The sequence below is a fragment of the Klebsiella sp. 141161 genome, from assembly GCF_050600815.1.
GTDB classification, from domain to species: Bacteria; Pseudomonadota; Gammaproteobacteria; order Enterobacterales; family Enterobacteriaceae; genus Klebsiella; species Klebsiella aerogenes.
This window is the reverse complement of the sequence record NZ_JAQIRN010000003.1, coordinates 596,453-614,139: the sequence shown is the minus strand read 5'-3', so window position 1 is coordinate 614,139 and position 17,687 is coordinate 596,453. Positions and strand designations below refer to the sequence as shown.

The 17,687-nt window shown below is 55.2% G+C and carries 18 protein-coding genes; 12 read left to right on the top strand and 6 right to left on the bottom strand.

Features of this window, described 5'->3' with window-relative positions:
- Window positions 1–10 precede the first annotated feature (10 nt).
- Window positions 11–1,123 carry an anion transporter gene (locus tag PGR79_RS11290; protein ID WP_087860018.1) on the bottom strand — a complete coding sequence of 371 codons (1,113 nt, stop codon included), beginning with the start codon at window positions 1,121–1,123 and terminating at the stop codon, window positions 11–13.
- A complete protein-coding gene (gene mntR, locus PGR79_RS11285) occupies window positions 1,120–1,587 on the bottom strand; it encodes a manganese-binding transcriptional regulator MntR (RefSeq protein WP_113373913.1) in 468 nt (155 codons plus the stop codon). The genes PGR79_RS11290 and mntR overlap by 4 nt, the downstream gene beginning before the upstream one ends.
- 186 nt (window positions 1,588–1,773) lie before the next feature.
- Between mntR and mntS the strand changes: the two genes are divergently transcribed.
- Together mntS and PGR79_RS11275 are read left to right on the top strand one after the other, a co-directional pair.
- Window positions 1,774–1,899, top strand: a complete 126-nt coding sequence (gene mntS / locus PGR79_RS11280) for a manganase accumulation protein MntS (protein ID WP_015367575.1) — start codon at window positions 1,774–1,776, stop codon at window positions 1,897–1,899.
- Window positions 1,900–2,167: 268 nt separating this feature from the next.
- A complete protein-coding gene (locus PGR79_RS11275; RefSeq protein ID WP_113373912.1) occupies window positions 2,168–3,745 on the top strand; it encodes a phosphoethanolamine transferase in 1,578 nt (525 codons plus the stop codon).
- Window positions 3,746–3,812: 67 nt separating this feature from the next.
- Here PGR79_RS11275 and ompX read toward each other — a convergent pair whose 3' ends face one another.
- Window positions 3,813–4,328, bottom strand: coding sequence for an outer membrane protein OmpX (gene ompX / locus PGR79_RS11270; protein WP_015367577.1), 516 nt, complete (start codon window positions 4,326–4,328; stop codon window positions 3,813–3,815).
- 352 nt (window positions 4,329–4,680) lie between these two features.
- Between ompX and rhtA the strand changes: the two genes are divergently transcribed.
- From rhtA to ybiO, 6 genes are all read left to right on the top strand, one after another.
- Complete coding sequence (rhtA, locus tag PGR79_RS11265) at window positions 4,681–5,568, top strand: threonine/homoserine exporter RhtA (RefSeq protein ID WP_087860021.1); 888 nt, start codon at window positions 4,681–4,683, stop codon at window positions 5,566–5,568.
- 238 nt (window positions 5,569–5,806) lie between these two features.
- Window positions 5,807–6,310 (top strand): DNA starvation/stationary phase protection protein Dps, encoded by a 504-nt coding sequence (gene dps / locus PGR79_RS11260; protein ID WP_015367579.1) that lies wholly within the window; start codon window positions 5,807–5,809, stop codon window positions 6,308–6,310.
- Between the two features lie 379 nt (window positions 6,311–6,689).
- Window positions 6,690–7,436 carry a glutamine ABC transporter substrate-binding protein GlnH gene (glnH, locus tag PGR79_RS11255; RefSeq protein WP_015367580.1) on the top strand — a complete coding sequence of 249 codons (747 nt, stop codon included), beginning with the start codon at window positions 6,690–6,692 and terminating at the stop codon, window positions 7,434–7,436.
- Window positions 7,437–7,561: 125 nt separating this feature from the next.
- Window positions 7,562–8,221 carry a glutamine ABC transporter permease GlnP gene (glnP, locus tag PGR79_RS11250; RefSeq protein ID WP_045364618.1) on the top strand — a complete coding sequence of 220 codons (660 nt, stop codon included), beginning with the start codon at window positions 7,562–7,564 and terminating at the stop codon, window positions 8,219–8,221.
- Window positions 8,218–8,940 (top strand): glutamine ABC transporter ATP-binding protein GlnQ, encoded by a 723-nt coding sequence (gene glnQ, locus PGR79_RS11245; RefSeq protein ID WP_015367582.1) that lies wholly within the window; start codon window positions 8,218–8,220, stop codon window positions 8,938–8,940. The genes glnP and glnQ overlap by 4 nt, the downstream gene beginning before the upstream one ends.
- Window positions 8,941–9,051: 111 nt before the next feature.
- Window positions 9,052–11,250 carry a mechanosensitive channel protein gene (gene ybiO / locus PGR79_RS11240; protein ID WP_113373911.1) on the top strand — a complete coding sequence of 733 codons (2,199 nt, stop codon included), beginning with the start codon at window positions 9,052–9,054 and terminating at the stop codon, window positions 11,248–11,250.
- Here ybiO and rlmF read toward each other — a convergent pair.
- On the bottom strand, window positions 11,247–12,161 hold the full coding sequence (rlmF, locus tag PGR79_RS11235; protein WP_113373910.1) for a 23S rRNA (adenine(1618)-N(6))-methyltransferase RlmF: 915 nt from the start codon (window positions 12,159–12,161) through the stop codon (window positions 11,247–11,249). The two genes, ybiO and rlmF, sit on opposite strands and share 4 nt — an antisense overlap.
- Before the next feature lie 97 nt (window positions 12,162–12,258).
- Here rlmF and PGR79_RS11230 point away from each other — a divergent pair, with 97 nt between their 5' ends.
- From PGR79_RS11230 to ybiJ, 4 genes are all read left to right on the top strand, one after another.
- Complete coding sequence (locus PGR79_RS11230) at window positions 12,259–12,873, top strand: flavin reductase family protein (protein WP_087860024.1); 615 nt, start codon at window positions 12,259–12,261, stop codon at window positions 12,871–12,873.
- A gap of 158 nt (window positions 12,874–13,031) precedes the next feature.
- Complete coding sequence (locus PGR79_RS11225; protein ID WP_113373909.1) at window positions 13,032–13,295, top strand: DUF1471 domain-containing protein; 264 nt, start codon at window positions 13,032–13,034, stop codon at window positions 13,293–13,295.
- Between the two features lie 119 nt (window positions 13,296–13,414).
- Window positions 13,415–13,681, top strand: coding sequence for a DksA/TraR family C4-type zinc finger protein (locus PGR79_RS11220; RefSeq protein ID WP_045395039.1), 267 nt, complete (start codon window positions 13,415–13,417; stop codon window positions 13,679–13,681).
- Window positions 13,682–13,965: 284 nt separating this feature from the next.
- Window positions 13,966–14,226, top strand: coding sequence for a DUF1471 family protein YbiJ (gene ybiJ, locus PGR79_RS11215; protein WP_045395040.1), 261 nt, complete (start codon window positions 13,966–13,968; stop codon window positions 14,224–14,226).
- A 102-nt stretch (window positions 14,227–14,328) separates the two neighbouring features.
- Here ybiJ and ybiB read toward each other — a convergent pair whose 3' ends face one another.
- Together ybiB and dinG are read right to left on the bottom strand one after the other, a co-directional pair.
- Complete coding sequence (ybiB, locus tag PGR79_RS11210; RefSeq protein WP_430921676.1) at window positions 14,329–15,297, bottom strand: DNA-binding protein YbiB; 969 nt, start codon at window positions 15,295–15,297, stop codon at window positions 14,329–14,331.
- Between the two features lie 50 nt (window positions 15,298–15,347).
- Window positions 15,348–17,492, bottom strand: a complete 2,145-nt coding sequence (dinG, locus tag PGR79_RS11205; RefSeq protein WP_430921674.1) for an ATP-dependent DNA helicase DinG — start codon at window positions 17,490–17,492, stop codon at window positions 15,348–15,350.
- Between the last annotated feature and the right edge of the window lie 195 nt (window positions 17,493–17,687).

Below are 17,687 nucleotides of genomic sequence, written 5' to 3'. Positions count from 1 at the left end.
CCTCTGAAAATCAGCGCCACAGCGCGAGCAAGGCATAACCGGTGAGTGCCGCCCAGATCAGCAGCGGAATGGAATAAAGATGAAAGCGCCACCAGATCCGGCGGTCGCCGGCCATCCGCAACGCAATCAGATTCGCCAGCGATCCGGGCAGTAGCCCAAAGCCGCCGACGTTCACCGCCCACGCTAACAGCATCGTTGGCGGTACGTAATTAAGCAGCAAAATAGTCGATGGCACGTTGCTGATAAACTGCGACAGTCCGATTGCCGTCAGCCACAGCCCGCCGGAAGAGAGCTGGCCGACGCCGTTCAGCCACTGCTGCAGCACCGGCAGCTGCGTCAGCAGGTGAACGTCGATAAACATCGCCATAAACACCAGCAGCAGCGACCAGTCGACGTTGATAATCACCGCTCGCGCCAGCAACAGGAACCCGACGGCAATGAGCGCCAGTCCCCAGAGTTCCTGCTTCATCTCCAGCGCCGCCAGAAAGATAAGGTAGAAAGCGAGGCAGCTCCACACCAGCTTAGGCCGCCACTCCGGCGCTTTGTCGCTACTTTGATAATTGAGCCGAGCGGCGGGGAAACAGAACCAACACAGCACCAACAGCGTGATCATCATCGCCGCCGCCAGCGGCAGCATCTGGCCGATAAAGGCAAGAAACGATAGCCCGGAGCGCCCCCACAGTAAGATATTCTGCGGATTGCCGATGGGCGTTAATAAAGAGCCGGCATTAACCGCCAGCGCTTCAAAAATAATCAGCCGGTTCACCGGGATGGCGCACCATTTTTTCAGCGTCAACGTGAGGGGGACGACGATGAACAGCGCGACGTCGTTGGTCAAAAAAGTGGAAAGCAGCGCGGCAGCCAACACCATAAAGATGGCCAGCTGGCGTTCGGTGACGAAACGGCGCGCCATTTTACGCCCCAGTACATCAAAATAACCGCTCAGTTCAATCCCTTTTGTCAGCAGCATCAGCCCGCTAAGCGTGATGATAGTGTGCCAGTCGATAGCCTGCCCCCAGCGCCGAGGCGCGAAAGGAACGAACAGGCTAAGAATAATGGCGATAAGCAATAAAAGATGCAGGAAACGGTCACGGGCGAGCGACTGCACAAAGGGGAGATTCATTCCGCGTGTAATCTCTGGGTAAACAGCTTAAATTGCGCCAGCGTCTCTTCGCTGACGTGGTGCTCCATTCCTTCCGCATCGCGGCGGGCAATCTCCGCACTCACGCCAATCGCCAGCAGAAAATTTTCCACAATCTGATGACGCTCGCGGCTTTCATGGGCCAGCTTTTCCCCTTCCGGGGTTAAGAAGATCCCGCGCCAGGGGATTTGTTCGATCAAGCCGACGCTCGCCAGACGTTTAAGCATTTTCGCCACCGTCGGTTGCGAAACGCCAAGACGCGCAGCCATATCCACCTGGCGCGCTTCGCCCACTTCGTTGATCAGATCGGAGATCAGCTCCACATAGTCATCAATAAGCTCGCGACGATGCGCTTCGCGCACCTGACGGAACCCCTCTACGTGTTCTTCGACATTAACCAGCTGCGTCACTTTTTTAGTTATGGGCTTACCTGCGCGACGGTTCATTGTGCTTCCTCGTTGGTGTGACGCGTCAAGCATCATATAAAAGGATCCACATTGTAATGGATTGCGCCCGTAGCACAAAAAATTAACGTTTTAGCCATAGCTATAAAATATAGCCTGTGCTATATCTGTATGTAATGCAAACAGCCATCACGGATTTGACGGCGCGAAAACGCAGGAGGAATAACCATGAACGAATTCAAGAGGTGCTTAAACGTGTTTAGCCATTCACCCTTTAAAGTACGCTTAATGCTGATCGGCATGCTGTGCGACATGATCAACGGCAAACCGCAGCAGGACAAACCTAACCACTAACGCGGCGTCGCGGTACGCCGCTTCATTTTTTTGTCATTTTCCCCCGTTAACCTACCCGGTTTCCTCGCCTTTCAGCGCTTTTTTCAAGTTTTGTAAGCTTTCTCGCAAAACAATCTGTTATGAACAGTTGACCTTACCATTCGCAGGCCCTATCGTTTGTCAGCCCTGCCACTACTGCGGCTCGCAGAGACCCTCTTCACGCACTGTCCAGCAGGTTTTACCCCCTTGATGCCAGGGGACGAACATGGCGTCTTGTTGATTACGAATTATGAATGTCACTCTGAAAGAAACGCTGGCCGCCCGCAGGCTGGCCCTGAACCCGTGGACAGGATTCTACTTTTTACAGTCGCTGTTGATTAATCTGGCGCTTGGGTATGAATTTAGCTTGCTCTATACCGTTGCGTTTACCTGCGTACTCCATCTGCTGTGGCGCACCTTCCCGCGGGTACAAAAAGGCGTTGTTGGCCTCTATTCCCTGCTGGCCGCAATGTACTATCCCTTCGGCCAGGCTTACGGCGCGCCGAACTTCAATACGCTACTGGCGCTGCACGCGACCAACGTTGAAGAATCGACGGAAATTCTCACTATTTTCCCGTGGTACAACTATTTGCTGGCGATATTTATCTTCGCCCTCGGCGTCATTGCCGTACGGCGGAAACCACAGCCGCCCGCGCGCCTTGGCAAAGTGGAATATCTGGGGCTGCTGTTTAGCATCGGTATCTTCTTTCTACAGCCAGTGCAAAATCTGGCCTGGGGCGGCGTCTTTAAAGTCATTGATAGCGGTTATCCCGCCGTGCGCTTCGTAAAAGACGTGATCGTTAATAACAACGAAGTGCTGGATGAACAGGCGCGGATGGCGCAATTGGCTAACATGAAAGATAGCTGGCACGTGCTGGCGGTGAAGCCGAAGTACCATCTCTATGTCGTGGTGATTGGCGAGAGCGCGCGCCGCGATGCCCTTGGCGCTTTCGGCGGCCACTGGGACAACACGCCGTTCGCCAGCTCGGTTAACGGCTATCTGTTTAAAAACTACGTGGCCGCCAGCGGCTCCACGCAGAAGTCGCTGGGCCTGACCCTCAACCGGGTGGTTGACGGCAAACCCCAGTATCAGGATAACTTCGTCACCCTCGCCAACCGCGCAGGCTTCCAGACCTGGTGGTTCTCCAATCAGGGACAAATTGGTGAATACGACACCGCTATCGCCAGCATCGCCAAACGTGCCGATGAGGTGCAGTTCCTGAAAAACGGTGATTTTGAAGCCAATAAAAATACTCAGGATGAGCAACTGCTGAAACTGACCGAGCAAGTCTTATCAGTCGAGCGCAGCCAGCCCCAGCTGATCGTATTGCATATCATGGGCTCACACCCGCAGGCCTGCGATCGTACCAAAGGCAAATACACCACCTTTGTGCAGTCAAAGGAGACCTCATGCTATCTCTACAGCGTGACGCAAACCGACGCGCTGTTGGCGAAGCTCTACGGTCAGCTGCAGAATTCCGGCAGCACTTTCTCGCTCACCTATTTTTCCGATCACGGTCTGGCGTTTAAAGAGCGCGGTAAAGCGGTGCAATATCTCGCCCATGATGACAAATATCAACAGAACTTCCAGGTGCCGTTTATGGTGCTCTCCAGCGACGATAAAGCGCATAAGATGATTAAAGCCCGCCGCTCGGCGAATGATTTCCTCAGCTTCTTCTCGCAGTGGACCGGCATCAGCGCACAGGAAATTACCCCACGCTATCGCTTTATCTCGGAACAGAAAGCCGGACCGGTGTATATCACCAATTTCCAGTTACAGAAGGTGGACTACAACCATCTGGGCAGCGACGAGTTTACCGTCAACTAAGCGGGGCCCGAATCGCAGGCAAAAAAAATCCGCCCCTTGAGGCGGATTTTTTATATCACCGAAGTGATTAGAAGCGGTAACCTACGCCAGCAATCCAGGTGCCGACGTCAACGTTACGAATGCGAGACTGCTCGTAGGAGAAGTCCAGGGCAACGTTTTCGATCGGGTTGAACTGCATACCAGCGCCGTAAGAGAAACCGTAGTCGCTCATGTCGGATTTCTGGTTCGGGAAGTTGTTGTTCTGGAACTTACCGTAGCCAACACCGATTACGCCGTAGATGCTCGCCCAGTCGTTCAGACGGTAAGCCGGACCAGCGGTGATGCCGTAGTACTGACCTTTGTTGTAAGTACCGTTGCTGGTGTTGTCTTTTTCGGTGTAGGTGAAGGAACCGATAACGCCCAGCGGGTTGTTATCTTGCTCGTAACGGTACTTAAGGTTGAAACCGCCTGCTTTGTTAGCTTTACCCTGCATGTCGCTCTGAGCGTAACCACCGGTAACGGTAGAAGTTGCAGCGAAAGCAGTAGTACCTACGGATGCAGCCAGAACAACGGCCAGTGCTGAAAGACGTGCAATTTTATTCATAACCACCTCAAATGTGTTTCTAATAAGTCCTAAGTCTTAAATATATCAAAAACTTTTGGGAAACTCTTTTGACTTTACATTGTCTAACATACTTTTTCATGTAAGCAAAAGTTTCCACGATTTCGTAACAATCTGGAAATCAAACACTTTTCGCGCAAAAAGTGCTTAACGTTTACCAGCCGTAAGCGCTGCGCATCCAGATTATTCTTAGTCGCGAAGGCATTCCCCTACGCATTTTACGCCATTGTACTGTTTTTCCACCCTCTTTTTTCAACAATCGCTAAACCGTTAAGCGGTTATTCCAGTACACTGGAACCTTTACCTCTTTTGACAAACCCTGACAGGAGAAAGGATGCCCGGCTCGTCCCGTAAAGTTCCGGCGTGGTTGCCGATACTGGTTATTTTGATCGCCATGGTCTCCATTCAGAGCGGCGCATCGCTGGCGAAATCGCTCTTCCCGTTGATTGGCGCACCGGGAGTCACCGCTCTACGCCTGACGCTCGGCACTTTAATTTTAGTCGTTATTTTTAAGCCGTGGCGACTGCGCTTTGCCCCGCAGCAGCGGCTGCCGCTGTTCTTTTACGGCGTAGCGTTAGGGGCGATGAACTATCTCTTCTATTTATCGCTGCAGCGAATACCGCTCGGCGTCGCGGTCGCGCTGGAGTTTACCGGGCCGCTGGCGGTGGCGCTCTTCGGTTCACGCCGTCCGCTTGATTTCGTCTGGGTGGCGCTGGCGGTGCTCGGGCTGTGGTTCCTGCTGCCGCTTGGGCAAAACGTAGGGCAAGTAGATTTAGTCGGCGCGCTATTCGCGCTCGGCGCCGGCGCATTCTGGGCGGTCTATATTCTTACCGGCCAGCGCGCGGGTGAAGAACATGGCCCGGCGACGGTGGCCATGGGCTCGCTCATCGCGGCGGTGATTTTTGTGCCCATCGGCATCGTCCAGGCCAGCGATACGCTACTGCAATGGTCGCTGCTGCCGCTGGGGCTTGGCATCGCCATTCTCTCTACCGCGCTGCCCTACTCGCTGGAAATGATTGCCCTGACGCGGATGCCCACCCGCACCTTCGGCACGCTGATGAGCATGGAGCCGGCGCTGGCAGCGCTCTCAGGAATGGTGTTCCTCGGCGAGACGCTGACGCTGACGCAAACTCTGGCGCTAGGGGCGATTATCATCGCCTCAATGGGGTCGACGCTGACCATGCAGCGGCAAAGCAAAATTGAGAAAGTCGATATAAATTAAGATTTTGTTACCACACTGGCTCGCGGTCTTAGCGAGCCAGTCACTTAGTTCTAATTATATGATTTAACAAAGCTTTTTAAATAGCCAACAACTTAGCGCTATCGGACTGATATGGACAGCCGATGCCTCATATCCGATATCCCTTGCTATAATTATTCCCGAAGTCATTTGGGACAAACGCTCTACATAATTCAAATTTGAAGTATGACGAGTATCAATATCAAGAGGATATGAAACTATGAGTACCGCAAAACTGGTTAAAACTAAAGCGTCTAACCTGCTCTATACCCGTAACGATGTCGCAGACAACGAGAAGAAAGCTACCGTTGAGCTGCTGAATCGCCAGGTGATCCAGTTCATTGACCTGTCGCTGATTACCAAGCAGGCCCACTGGAATATGCGCGGTGCCAACTTTATTGCCGTTCATGAAATGCTGGATGGTTTCCGCACTGCACTCACCGATCACCTTGATACGATGGCTGAACGTGCCGTTCAACTGGGCGGCGTCGCTCTGGGCACCACTCAGGTCATCAACAGCAAAAGCCCGCTGAAAAGCTACCCGCTGGATATTCACACCGTTCAGGAACATCTGAAAGAGCTGGCCGACCGTTATGCCATCGTGGCCAATGATGTGCGTAAAGCTATCAGCGAAGCGAAAGATGAAGACACCGCCGATATCTTTACCGCGGCTTCCCGCGACCTGGATAAATTCCTGTGGTTCATCGAAGCGAATATCGAATAAACGTCCGTCGCCGTCAGCGCCCGCTGGCGGCTATTTCCATCCCCCCCTACAACCGCTTAACTCGCCCTCTTTTGGTGCACCACCTTGTACACAATACGTACTAAAGTAAAACAATTGTAATAATCACCTCACACAATCGTTACAGCAAGATTGTTTTCCCATCAGGGTTTGCGTTAAAAATGCTCTGGTTATTCGCTACGTTTATATTGCACCAAAATGACGCCCCATCACGGTGCATTTACCGTATTGGATAACCGAAATTGTGCAAGCGATATGAGAGCTCCTGTTGAAAAACAATGGCTTGTAAAACTGGCACGATTTTTTCATTAGGCTACACGTTCTCGCAGGGGCTCGTCCCGTGGATAAAAAAGGAAATACTATGAAGTCTGTATTAAAAGTGTCACTGGCTGCACTGACCCTGGCTTTTGCGGTTTCGTCTCACGCCGCAGATAAAAAACTGGTAGTCGCCACCGATACGGCGTTTGTTCCGTTTGAATTTAAGCAAGGTGATAAATACGTCGGCTTCGATATTGACCTGTGGGCCGCGGTCGCCAAAGAGCTGAAACTGGACTACACCCTGAAACCTATGGACTTCAGCGGCATCATTCCCGCGCTGCAGACCAAAAACATCGATCTGGCGCTGGCGGGGATCACCATCACCGACGAGCGTAAAAAAGCGATCGACTTCTCCGATGGCTACTACAAAAGCGGCCTGCTGGTGATGGTGAACGCGAAAAACAATGACATCAAAGACGTGAAAGACCTGAACGGCAAAGTGGTCGCCGTGAAGAGCGGCACCGGCTCCGTTGATTATGCGAAAGCCAACATCAAAACCAAAGATCTGCGCCAGTTCCCGAACATTGACAACGCTTATATGGAACTGGGCACCGGCCGCGCTGACGCGGTACTGCACGACACGCCAAACATCCTGTACTTCATTAAAACTGCCGGTCAGGGCAAGTTCAAAGCGGTAGGCGAATCGCTGGAAGCGCAAAGCTATGGTATCGCTTTCCCGAAAGGCAGCGACGAACTGCGCGAAAAAGTGAACGGCGCGCTGAAAACGCTGCGTGAAAACGGCACCTACAACGAAATTTATAAAAAATGGTTCGGTACTGAACCAAAATAATAATCAGGACGACTTCCCGCGGCCAATCCGCCGCGGGCTCCACGGCGCCAGGGTCTCTTTCCCCGGCGCCGTATTCGCAGAGGCTTTCTCTGCTTTCGACACGGTAACAGTAACAGGAACACATTATGCAGTTTGACTGGAGTGCCATCTGGCCCGCCATTCCTATTTTGCTGGAAGGCGCCAAAATGACGCTGTGGATTTCGGTCCTCGGCCTGGTTGGCGGCCTTATCATCGGTCTGGTGGCTGGTTTCGCCCGCTGTTTCGGCGGCTGGATAGCCAACCACGTCGCGCTGGTATTTATTGAAATCATCCGCGGCACGCCAATTGTGGTGCAGGTGATGTTCATCTACTTCGCGCTGCCGATGGCGTTTAGCGACTTACGCATCGACCCATTCACCGCCGCGGTGGTGACCATCATGATCAACTCCGGCGCCTATATCGCGGAAATCACCCGCGGCGCGGTGCTGTCCATCCACAAAGGCTTCCGCGAAGCGGGTCTGGCGCTGGGGCTCTCCCGCCGCGAGACCATCCGCCACGTGATCCTGCCGCTGGCGCTGCGCCGTATGCTGCCGCCGCTCGGTAACCAATGGATTATCAGTATCAAAGATACGTCGCTGTTTATCGTCATCGGCGTCGCCGAGCTGACCCGCCAGGGCCAGGAAATTATTGCCGGTAACTTCCGCGCGCTGGAAATCTGGAGCGCCGTTGCGGTCATTTATCTGATCATCACCCTGGTGTTGAGCTTCATTCTGCGTCGTCTTGAAAGAAGGATGAAAATCCTGTGATTGAATTTAAAAACGTTTCCAAACACTTTGGCCCGACTAAAGTGCTGCACGATATCGATCTGAAGATCAACAAAGGCGAAGTGGTCGTGATCATCGGGCCATCCGGCTCCGGTAAATCCACGCTGCTGCGCTGCATCAATAAACTGGAAGAGATCACCAGCGGCGATCTTATCGTCGATGGCCTGAAGGTGAACGACCCAAAGGTTGACGAACGCTTAATTCGCCAGGAAGCCGGAATGGTATTCCAGCAGTTCTATCTGTTCCCGCACCTGACGGCGCTGGAGAACGTGATGTTCGGCCCGCAGCGCGTGCGCGGCGCGTCGAAGGCGGCGGCGGAAACGCTGGCGAAAGAGCTGCTGGCGAAGGTGGGTCTTGCGGAACGCGCGCACCACTATCCATCCGAACTCTCCGGCGGCCAGCAGCAGCGCGTCGCTATTGCCCGCGCGCTGGCGGTGAAACCGAAAATGATGCTGTTTGATGAGCCGACTTCGGCACTTGACCCGGAACTGCGCCATGAAGTGCTGAAAGTCATGCAGGACCTGGCCGAGGAAGGTATGACGATGGTCATCGTAACCCACGAAATCGGCTTTGCTGAAAAAGTGGCGTCACGGCTGATCTTCATCGATAAAGGCCGCATCGCCGAAGACGGCGACCCGCAGGTTCTGGTGAAGAACCCGCCAAGCCCGCGTCTGCGCGAGTTTTTGCAGCACGTAGCCTGATGCGCCCGGCTCTCCCCGGTAAGGGGAGAGCCGCTTTCCAGATTCATCCCACCGCTCCTTCTCCTCTGACCCCTTCTATACTTAGCAGTTTGAGATGCAATGGAGGCGCCCATGCCGTGGATCCTACTGTTGCTCGCTGCGCTGTGGATTTCGCCGCTGTCGGCGGCGTCATTGCCCGGCATTCCGGCGGCGACAACCGACAAAAGCACAGCCAGCGAGCCTGACCTCGAACAAAAAAAAGCCGCCTGGGCGGCATTAGCTGACGTGCTGGATAATCCAGACTCGCGGCAGGAGTTAATCGATGAGCTGCGCAAAGCCGCCGCTACCCAGCCCCCTGCCGCCGCCCCCACGCTGACCCCGCCAGAAGTCAAAGACGAGCAAACCGTCCTGGAAAGCGTGACGGAAATTAGCCGCCAGTATAGCGAGCGCCTGTCGTCACGGTTTTCGCAGCTATGGCGCAATATCACCGGCTCGCCGCATAAGCCTTTCCATGCCGATGCTTTTCGCAATGCCGCTGGCGACTTCCTGCTGCTGGCCGGGCTGGTATTTGCCTTCTGGTGGTTAGTACGCCTGGCGGCGCTGCCGCTGTACCGCAAAATGGGCCATTGGGGAAGGCACAAAAACCGTGAGCGCAATAACTGGCTTCAGTTACCGGCAACCATTGCTGGCGCTTTCATCATCGACCTGCTGCTGCTGGCGCTAACGCTGTTTATCGGCCAGCTGTTAAGCGATCGTTTAAACGGCGGCAACCGCACCATTGCTTTTCAACAAAGCCTGTTTCTTAACGCCTTCGCGCTGATCGAGTTTTTTAAAGCCATCCTGCGAGTGATTTTTTGCCCACGGATTGCCGATTTACGCCCCTTCAATATCAGCGACGAACACGCAATCTACTGGAACTTACGCCTCAGCGCCCTGAGTAGCCTGATTGGTTACGGGCTGATCGTGGCGGTGCCGATTATCTCCAACCAGGTTAACGTGCAAATTGGCGCCCTGGCCAACGTCATCATAATGTTGTGCATTACGGTGTGGGCGTTGTATCTGATTTTCCACAACAAACGCGCCATCACCCAGGGGCTTATCCATCTTGCCGACCGCTCGCTGCCTTTCTTCAGCCTGTTTATTCGCGCTTTCGCGCTGATCTGGCACTGGCTGGCCTGTGCCTACTTTATCGTGCTGTTCTTCTTTTCGCTCTTTGACCCCGGCAACAGCCTCAAATTTATGATGGGCGCGACGCTGCGTAGCCTGGCTATCGTCGGCGCCGCGGCGCTGGTATCCGGTATTTTGTCACGCTGGATAGCCAAAACCATCACCCTGTCGCCAGAAACGCAACGCCACTATCCGGAGCTGCAAAAACGGCTCAACGGCTGGATCTCCGCCTCGCTGAAAGCCGCGCGGATCCTGACGGTATGCGTGGCGGTGATGCTGTTGCTGAGCGCCTGGGGACTGTTTGATTTTCAGCAATGGCTACACAATGATGCCGGGCAAAAAACGGTGGATGTCCTGATTCGTATCGCGCTAATCCTGTTCTTCTCCGCCGTCGGCTGGACCCTACTGGCAAGCCTGATTGAGAACCGCCTGTCATCGGACATTCATGGACGCCCGCTGCCCAGCGCTCGCGCCAGAACGCTGCTGACGCTGTTTCGCAACGCGCTGGCGGTGGTCATTACCACCATTACGATAATGATCTTATTGTCGGAAGTGGGGGTGAACATCGCGCCGCTGCTGGCGGGCGCCGGGGCATTAGGGTTGGCTATCTCTTTCGGCGCCCAAACGCTGGTTAAAGATATTATTACCGGCATCTTTATCCAGTTTGAAAACGGGATGAACACCGGCGATCTGGTGACCATCGGGCCATTAACCGGCACGGTGGAACGGATGTCGATCCGCTCGGTGGGCGTGCGCCAGGATACCGGGGCGTACCATATTATTCCCTGGTCTTCGATAACCACCTTCGCCAACTTTGTGCGCGGGATCGGTTCGGTGGTCGCCAACTATGATGTCGACAGGCAGGAGGACCTGGATAAAGCCAATCAGGCGCTGAAGGCGGCGGTAGACGATCTGATGGCGCAGGAGGAGATCCGCGGGCTGATTATTGGCGAACCCTCGTTCGCCGGGCTGGTGGGGCTTAGCAATACCGCGTTTACCTTACGCGTCAGCTTTACGACGCTACCGCTGAAGCAGTGGACGGTACGCTTTGCCCTCGATACCCAGGTGAAGCAGCATTTCGACCGCGCCGGCGTGCGCGCGCCGGTACAAACCTGGCAAGTATTGCCGCCGCTGGGCAACGCAAACCCGGCGGCGGAGACTTAAAATGGACGACGGCGCTTTGCGTCGTCCATAAAGCTCCAGGCGATAAAGCGGCTCTGTTTCTGCCCCTGCGCCATCTCTTTTTTCACCACTTTCACCGCGCCGACTTCGGTCAGCAGGCGATACAGCGGCGGCAAATTATCGCCGCGGGAAACCAGCGAGGTAAACCATTTAACCTGACGGCCGAACTGCTGGCTTTCGCGGATCATTTGCGAAATAAAGGCCACTTCGCCGCCTTCACACCACAGTTCCTGCTGCTGGCCGCCGAAGTTCAGTACGCTGTCTTCACCGAGCCCCAGATTACGGCGTTTACGCTCGCCGCCGGCACGCGCGCTGGCGGCGGAATCGTGGAACGGCGGGTTGCAGAGAGTCGCATCATAGGTTTCATTCTTATGAATGATCCCGGTAAAGATTGCCTGGCCCTCTTTCTGGCGACGCAGACGAATTTGCCGCGTCAGCCCTGGGTTGCCGTTGATAATCGCCTGGGCGCTGGCAAAGGCTTGCGGGTTGACTTCGCTACCGGTGAAGCGCCAGCCGTATTCATGCGCGCCAATCAGCGGATAGATGCAGTTCGCGCCGGTACCGATATCGAGAATGCTGGCATTTTTCGGGATCTCGCCGCTATCCTGCGCCAGCAGGTCGGCCAGATGGTGGATGTAGTCCGCGCGTCCCGGCACCGGCGGGCACAAGAAGCCGTCAGGAATATCCCAGTGTTTTACCGCGTAAAAGTGCGCCAGCAGCGCCTTATTCAGCGCCTTCACCGCCAGTGGGTTAGCAAAATCAATGGTTTGCTCACCGACCGGATTCAGGGTGATGTAGCTTTGCAGCTCGGGATGAGTCTGGCACAGCGCTGGCAAATCATAGCGTTGGTGATGACGGTTACGCGGGTGCAACCCCGGTTTTTCGGCTTTCATGGCAATCTCCTTTCAACAGCCGCGTAAGATACCCGTTGACGGCGGCGCGGTAAATAAGGGAGTCTGGATATCTTCTTATTTCGTTTTCTGGTGCTCTATGTACTTCTATCAACCTGCCGAAGGCCACGGCCTGCCGCACGACCCGCTGAATGCTATCGTCGGGCCGCGCCCCATCGGCTGGATCGCATCGCTCGATAACGCAGGGCAACGCAATCTCGCCCCCTACAGCTTCTTCAACTGCTTTAACTATCGGCCACCGATCATCGGTTTCGCCAGCGGCGGCTGGAAAGACAGCGTGCAGAACATTGTTGAAACAAAAGAGTTTGTCTGGAATCTGGCTACCCGGCCACTCGCCGAAGCGATGAATGAAACCTCCGCCTCTATTCCGCGTCATGAAGATGAATTCCTGCGCGCGGGATTGACCGCCGCGCCGAGCCGGATCGTCCGCGCTCCGCGCGTGGCGGAAAGCCCGGTCCACTTCGAATGCCGCCTGACGCAATGTATTCAGTTGACGCGCGCCAGCGGCGAAGCCATTGATAGCTGGCTGGTGCTCGGCGAAGTGGTCGCCGTACATATTGATGAGTCGCTGCTGGAAGACGGGATCTATCAAACCGCGAAAGCGCAGCCGATTTTACGCGCCGGCGGGCCGACGGCCTACTACAGCATTGATGAAAGCCAGCGCTTCGATATGATCCGCCCGGACGCTCGTTAACTTTCACGTAATAAGGCTAACGCATGTCGCAGCGGGCGAATGCCCGGGCGGCATTAAGCGCGTAAAGTGGTTGTTTGCCCACTCTTATTTATCCGGTGGTTCTGCGCATCACGACCTAAACTTATGGTATGTCCCATGCTGTTAATGAGGATATAGCCATGAGAACCTTTCTGTTCGTACCCGCTTTTATCGCGCTCGCCCTTCTCTCCTCATCCACTTTGGCCAACACCGCTGAAACCGCTCCGGTGGCCGTTGGTCCGCTGCGCCCGTCCGGCTCTGTTTCCGCCTCCGGCGCCAGCACCCTCGACGACTTACAAGCGCAACTGGCGCAAAAAGCCCACCAGCAGGGGGCGATTGCCTGGCGAATTAACGCCGCCGGCGGCGGCAATAAATTAGCCGGCACGGCGATTATTTATAAATAATTCTTCCGCTCTCGCCGGGAATACGCAGGCGGAAATCCCGGCTGCCGGGACTTGGCTGCTCATTTTTCGCCCCCATATTTTCTATACTGTTTATAGATTGCAAACACGAGGAGCGCATCATGGCATCAGGTTGGGCAAACGATGGGGCCGTCCAGGATCAAATTGACAGCACGGTAAACGATGCTGTCGCCCGCGCCCGTAGCGAGCTTCCTGGCGGCGAGAGCAACAAATTTTGTGAAGAATGCGGCGAGCCTATTCCAGAGGCGCGGCGCAAGGCGCTGCCCGGGGTTAAATACTGCGTGAAGTGCCAGCAGGATAAAGATTTACATAACAATACATATTCAGGATATAATCGCCGCGGCTCCAAAGATAGCCAGCTGCGCTGACCTTCCTTTACCGTTCATTACCGCTGATTGCGCTATCTTTTCACGCACGTTTTTTGGCGAAAAAAGTAGCAAAATGTGCCTTTAGTTGCCATGGCAACTAGTTTGTCCCTCGACCGTAGCAATAGCGGAAAATAATTTATTAATAATCAATAAATTATTAATCATTCAAAAAATTCGATTAAGACTGTGAATTTCCTTCGATTTTATCTCGCGGCAAAAAACGTGATACTCATCACATCGACAGAACATCGTCCCCCTACAGAACACACTGCGAGAGATTAATTATGAAAAACATCAAATACGCTGCCGCTGCTATCGCCCTTTCCGCTCTGTCTTTCGGCGCATTCGCCGCTCAGCCGGTGACCTCCGCACAGGCAGAAAGCATGAATAAAATCGGCGTCGTTTCCGCTGAAGGCGCAACGACTCTGGATGGCCTGGAAGCCAAACTGGCTGCTAAAGCAGATGCCGCTGGCGCAACCGGCTACAGCATCACCTCCGCTAACACCAACAACAAAGTTAGCGGTACCGCGGTTATCTACAAATAATCGCAGCAACACTCTGAAATGCCACTGAATTAACCCTGAAAAGACCTTTTAAATACCCTTGTTTGCCCGTCCGAGCCACCGGACGGGCTTTTTTTTGTCCGTTTACCAGCGTTCGGCAACCTGCGCCAGGCCATTGGCGAGCGAACTCGCCTGACCGGTGGCGACCAGGCAGCAGGCAAGCTGAATTTTCAGCGACTGCGGAACCGGCTCGCTACCGCTCACGCAGCGCTCAATCCAGCGCGCGGTAACTTCGGGATCTTTAGATTCCGGCAGCGCCACCTTGTCCTGCTGGCTTTCATCGGCTCGCTCATGCAGCGCTCGCGTCCCCGCCGCATCAATGAGATTGATTTGTGGACAACGCTGCGGATTGGCGTAAACCTCACCTTCGGTACCGTGCATCAATAGCGCGCGACCGCCGATTTCAGTAAAGAACTTCGCGACCTTATCGACGTATTCCGGATGCGAGACGCTCGACAGACGCAGCCCGGCATCTTCAGCGAACGGCGTCGCCAGCTTGGCCAGGGTATGGGCGCTGTTGCGCACCCCCATCCGCCAACGCAATGCCAGCTGCTTTTCCAGCGGCGGGCACAGCGCGCCGACCGGGATATAGACCGGCTCATGGCTGTCGAGACGCGCCTGGGCCTGACCCGCGTGGGTGGTGGCCGGGATCCCCATCAGCGCAAATATGGTCTCGGTCAGGACGCGGGTTGGATCGTGGCTGACGCCGTGAACCACCACCGGGAAACCAAGTTTATGCAGCAGTACCGCCAGCAGCGGCGTCAGGTTGGCCTGTTTGCGCGCGCCGTTATAGCTGGGGATAACAATTGGCATCGGTTTCGCTACCGGCGGCGTCAGGCGGATGGTCTGTAGCTGCATCGCCTCATAGAAGCCCTGCATTTCGGCTTCGCCTTCGCCCTTGATGCGCAGCGCAATGAGAATAGCGCCCAGTTCCAGATCGTCCACTTCGCCGTTTAACATCCGCGTATACAGCGCACGGGCCGTGACTAAATCCAGGTCGCGAGCGTGATTTTTGCCGCGCCCGACTTCTTTGATGATTTTGGTGTAATCCATCGACTTGCTCCCTCCAGCGGTAGGCTCCGCCGACCGCACCGCTTATGCGCTTAGCGGCGTCGGCGACGCGTCTGTTTTGCTTTGCTTTTTACTATAACCTCGGGAACGCCCGGCTGCTCTATGGGAAATACCGGTAACGCATTTAACAATCGCGCGCCGTAATTTTTAGTCAGCAGACGCTTATCGTAAATAATGACTTCGCCCCAGCACTGATGGCTACGTATCAGGCGCCCGACCTGTTGAATCAGGTTGAATGAAGCGCTCGGCAGGCTTTGCACCTCAAAGGGATAGCGGTTGAGGCTTTTCAACCACTCGCCTTCGGTGATCACCACCGGGCTGTCGATCGGCGGGAAGGCGATTTTATGGATATGTACCTGGCTTAACAGCTCGCCTTTTAAATCCAGCCCTTCGGCAAAAGATTGCAGGCCAACCAGTACGCTGCGCTCCCCGCCTTCAACGCGTTTACGATGCAGCTCGACCAGCCGATAGCGCGGCTGGTCACCCTGCACCAGCAGCATCAGGCGCAGATCGGTAACATGTTCCAGAAAGCGATTCATGGCACGCCCGCTGGCGAACAGCACCAGCATACCAAGATGCTTTTTGCTCTCGACCTGTTCACGGAAAAAAGCCGCCATTTCGGCGATGTGCTGCTCTTCGTTATCAATAAGCGGCTCATAGCGCATCTGCGGAATAATAATTTTTCCCTGCTCGACGTGATTGAACGGCGAGTCCAGCGCCACGAAACGATCGCCCGCTTTTTCCTTCAAACCGCTCATCTCCTGCAGTCGCGAAAAGCTATTCAACGAACGCAGGGTCGCCGAGGTGACGACAATATGCGGCACGCTGCGCCATAGCAGGCGTTCAAGCTGATCGCTGACGCGGATCCCGACGCAGTGGAACCAGACATGGATCTGGCCATCGCGAATCTCACGGGTGGCCCACTTCGTCACCGGCGCGCCGGAAGACTGCGCCATTGAGGCCAGCCGCCACAGCTTGCTCTGGCTTTCGAACATGCCAAGGGCCCGGTTCATCTGCAGCAGGATACGATGCAGACGCACCACGTCGTGGCTGCCGGTCTTTTCGCTGAGATCGTTGAGAAACAGCTCCGCCAACCCGCGCAAGATTTCGGTGAGCTTGGCCAGCCGCTGGCAAATCTCCATCACTTCCTGCGGCAGTTCGCCCATTGGGAAGCGATGCTCCGCCTCCTGGGCAGCAGGCATATAGAGATTGAGAATATTATTGAGCGAGGCGATAAGCTCATACAGCTCTTCGCAGTGTTCGTTCAACCGTTCCGGATTGGCCAACGGCGGCGTGGTCTTCGGACGGAACTGCTCCATGCAGGTCGCCACCAGCTTGCTGAACAGATCCAACTGCAGCCGGTACCAGGGCGCGGTTATTTCCGCGCTCATCTCTAAGGCGTCGCGGGCGACGTCCGGCAGATGGTGGCCTTCGTCGAGCACCAGCAGCAGATTTTTCGGCTCCGGCAGCACCGCTTCGCTCTCCATGGCCGCCATCACCAACGCATGGTTGGCCACCACCACTTCCGCTTCCTGAATTTCGCGGCGGGCCACGAAAAATGGGCATTCACGGTAGTAGTGGCAGTTGCGGTTAAGACAACTGGCTTTATCGGTGCTCAGCCGTCCCCACAGGGCGTCATCAATGGGCTTGTCGGTATGGTCGCGCAGGCCGTCCCATTTATAGCCGTCGAGATCGGTTTTCAGCGTCGCGCACAGTTTTTGTTCGGCCTGGTTTTTTGGCGTCAGATCGTCATCAAGGAACGCCAGCAGGTCCTGCTGCGTCGCCTCGGTGCTGGCCAGCGCCGCCAGATTACGCGGACAAACGTAGCGGCCGCGACCAAAGGCGGCGGTAAAGCGCAGGTCGGGAATAATCTTGCGCAGCAACGGCAGGTCTTTACTGTAGATTTGATCCTGCAGCGCGACGTTGGCGGTACTGACCACCAGCGTTTTTTGTTCCTCACGGGCGATGGCGATGCCGGGGATCAGATATGACAGCGTTTTGCCGACGCCGGTCGGCGCTTCGATAGCCAGATGCCGTCCCTCTTCCCCGGCGAGCGTTTTCGCCACATCGGCGATCATCTGCCGCTGCGGGGCTCGGGGGATAAAGTCCGGGATCTGTTCCTGAAGCGCCTTATACCAGGCGGCGATTTGCGCTTTAAGCGCAGCGGTCAAAGCCATGAGAAAACCTGAATACTGTATAAACAGCCACTATTGTGCCATTTTTGCCGGCCAGGAGGTATTGCTTTCTGTAGAGGGTGGAATCGCGCTCGATAAAAAACGCAATGAACGGCAAAGAAACGGCCCGCCGCCGCGCATGCGGACAAACGAGCCGTGATGATGCCTGAGCGCTTTATCGTCCCAGGCAACAGCGTC

Bases quoted from the DNA above. Each gene is read 5' to 3' on its own strand.
- PGR79_RS11290 (WP_087860018.1), bottom strand. From the start codon at position 1,123: ATGAATCTCCCCTTTGTGCAGTCGCTCGCCCGTGACCGTTTCCTGCAT.
- mntR (WP_113373913.1), bottom strand. From the start codon at position 1,587: ATGAACCGTCGCGCAGGTAAGCCCATAACTAAAAAAGTGACGCAGCTG.
- mntS (WP_015367575.1), top strand. From the start codon at position 1,774: ATGAACGAATTCAAGAGGTGCTTAAACGTGTTTAGCCATTCACCCTTT.
- PGR79_RS11275 (WP_113373912.1), top strand. From the start codon at position 2,168: ATGAATGTCACTCTGAAAGAAACGCTGGCCGCCCGCAGGCTGGCCCTG.
- ompX (WP_015367577.1), bottom strand. From the start codon at position 4,328: ATGAATAAAATTGCACGTCTTTCAGCACTGGCCGTTGTTCTGGCTGCA.
- rhtA (WP_087860021.1), top strand. From the start codon at position 4,681: ATGCCCGGCTCGTCCCGTAAAGTTCCGGCGTGGTTGCCGATACTGGTT.
- dps (WP_015367579.1), top strand. From the start codon at position 5,807: ATGAGTACCGCAAAACTGGTTAAAACTAAAGCGTCTAACCTGCTCTAT.
- glnH (WP_015367580.1), top strand. From the start codon at position 6,690: ATGAAGTCTGTATTAAAAGTGTCACTGGCTGCACTGACCCTGGCTTTT.
- glnP (WP_045364618.1), top strand. From the start codon at position 7,562: ATGCAGTTTGACTGGAGTGCCATCTGGCCCGCCATTCCTATTTTGCTG.
- ybiO (WP_113373911.1), top strand. From the start codon at position 9,052: ATGCCGTGGATCCTACTGTTGCTCGCTGCGCTGTGGATTTCGCCGCTG.
- rlmF (WP_113373910.1), bottom strand. From the start codon at position 12,161: ATGAAAGCCGAAAAACCGGGGTTGCACCCGCGTAACCGTCATCACCAA.
- PGR79_RS11230 (WP_087860024.1), top strand. From the start codon at position 12,259: ATGTACTTCTATCAACCTGCCGAAGGCCACGGCCTGCCGCACGACCCG.
- PGR79_RS11225 (WP_113373909.1), top strand. From the start codon at position 13,032: ATGAGAACCTTTCTGTTCGTACCCGCTTTTATCGCGCTCGCCCTTCTC.
- PGR79_RS11220 (WP_045395039.1), top strand. From the start codon at position 13,415: ATGGCATCAGGTTGGGCAAACGATGGGGCCGTCCAGGATCAAATTGAC.
- ybiJ (WP_045395040.1), top strand. From the start codon at position 13,966: ATGAAAAACATCAAATACGCTGCCGCTGCTATCGCCCTTTCCGCTCTG.
- ybiB (WP_430921676.1), bottom strand. From the start codon at position 15,297: ATGGATTACACCAAAATCATCAAAGAAGTCGGGCGCGGCAAAAATCAC.
- dinG (WP_430921674.1), bottom strand. From the start codon at position 17,492: ATGGCTTTGACCGCTGCGCTTAAAGCGCAAATCGCCGCCTGGTATAAG.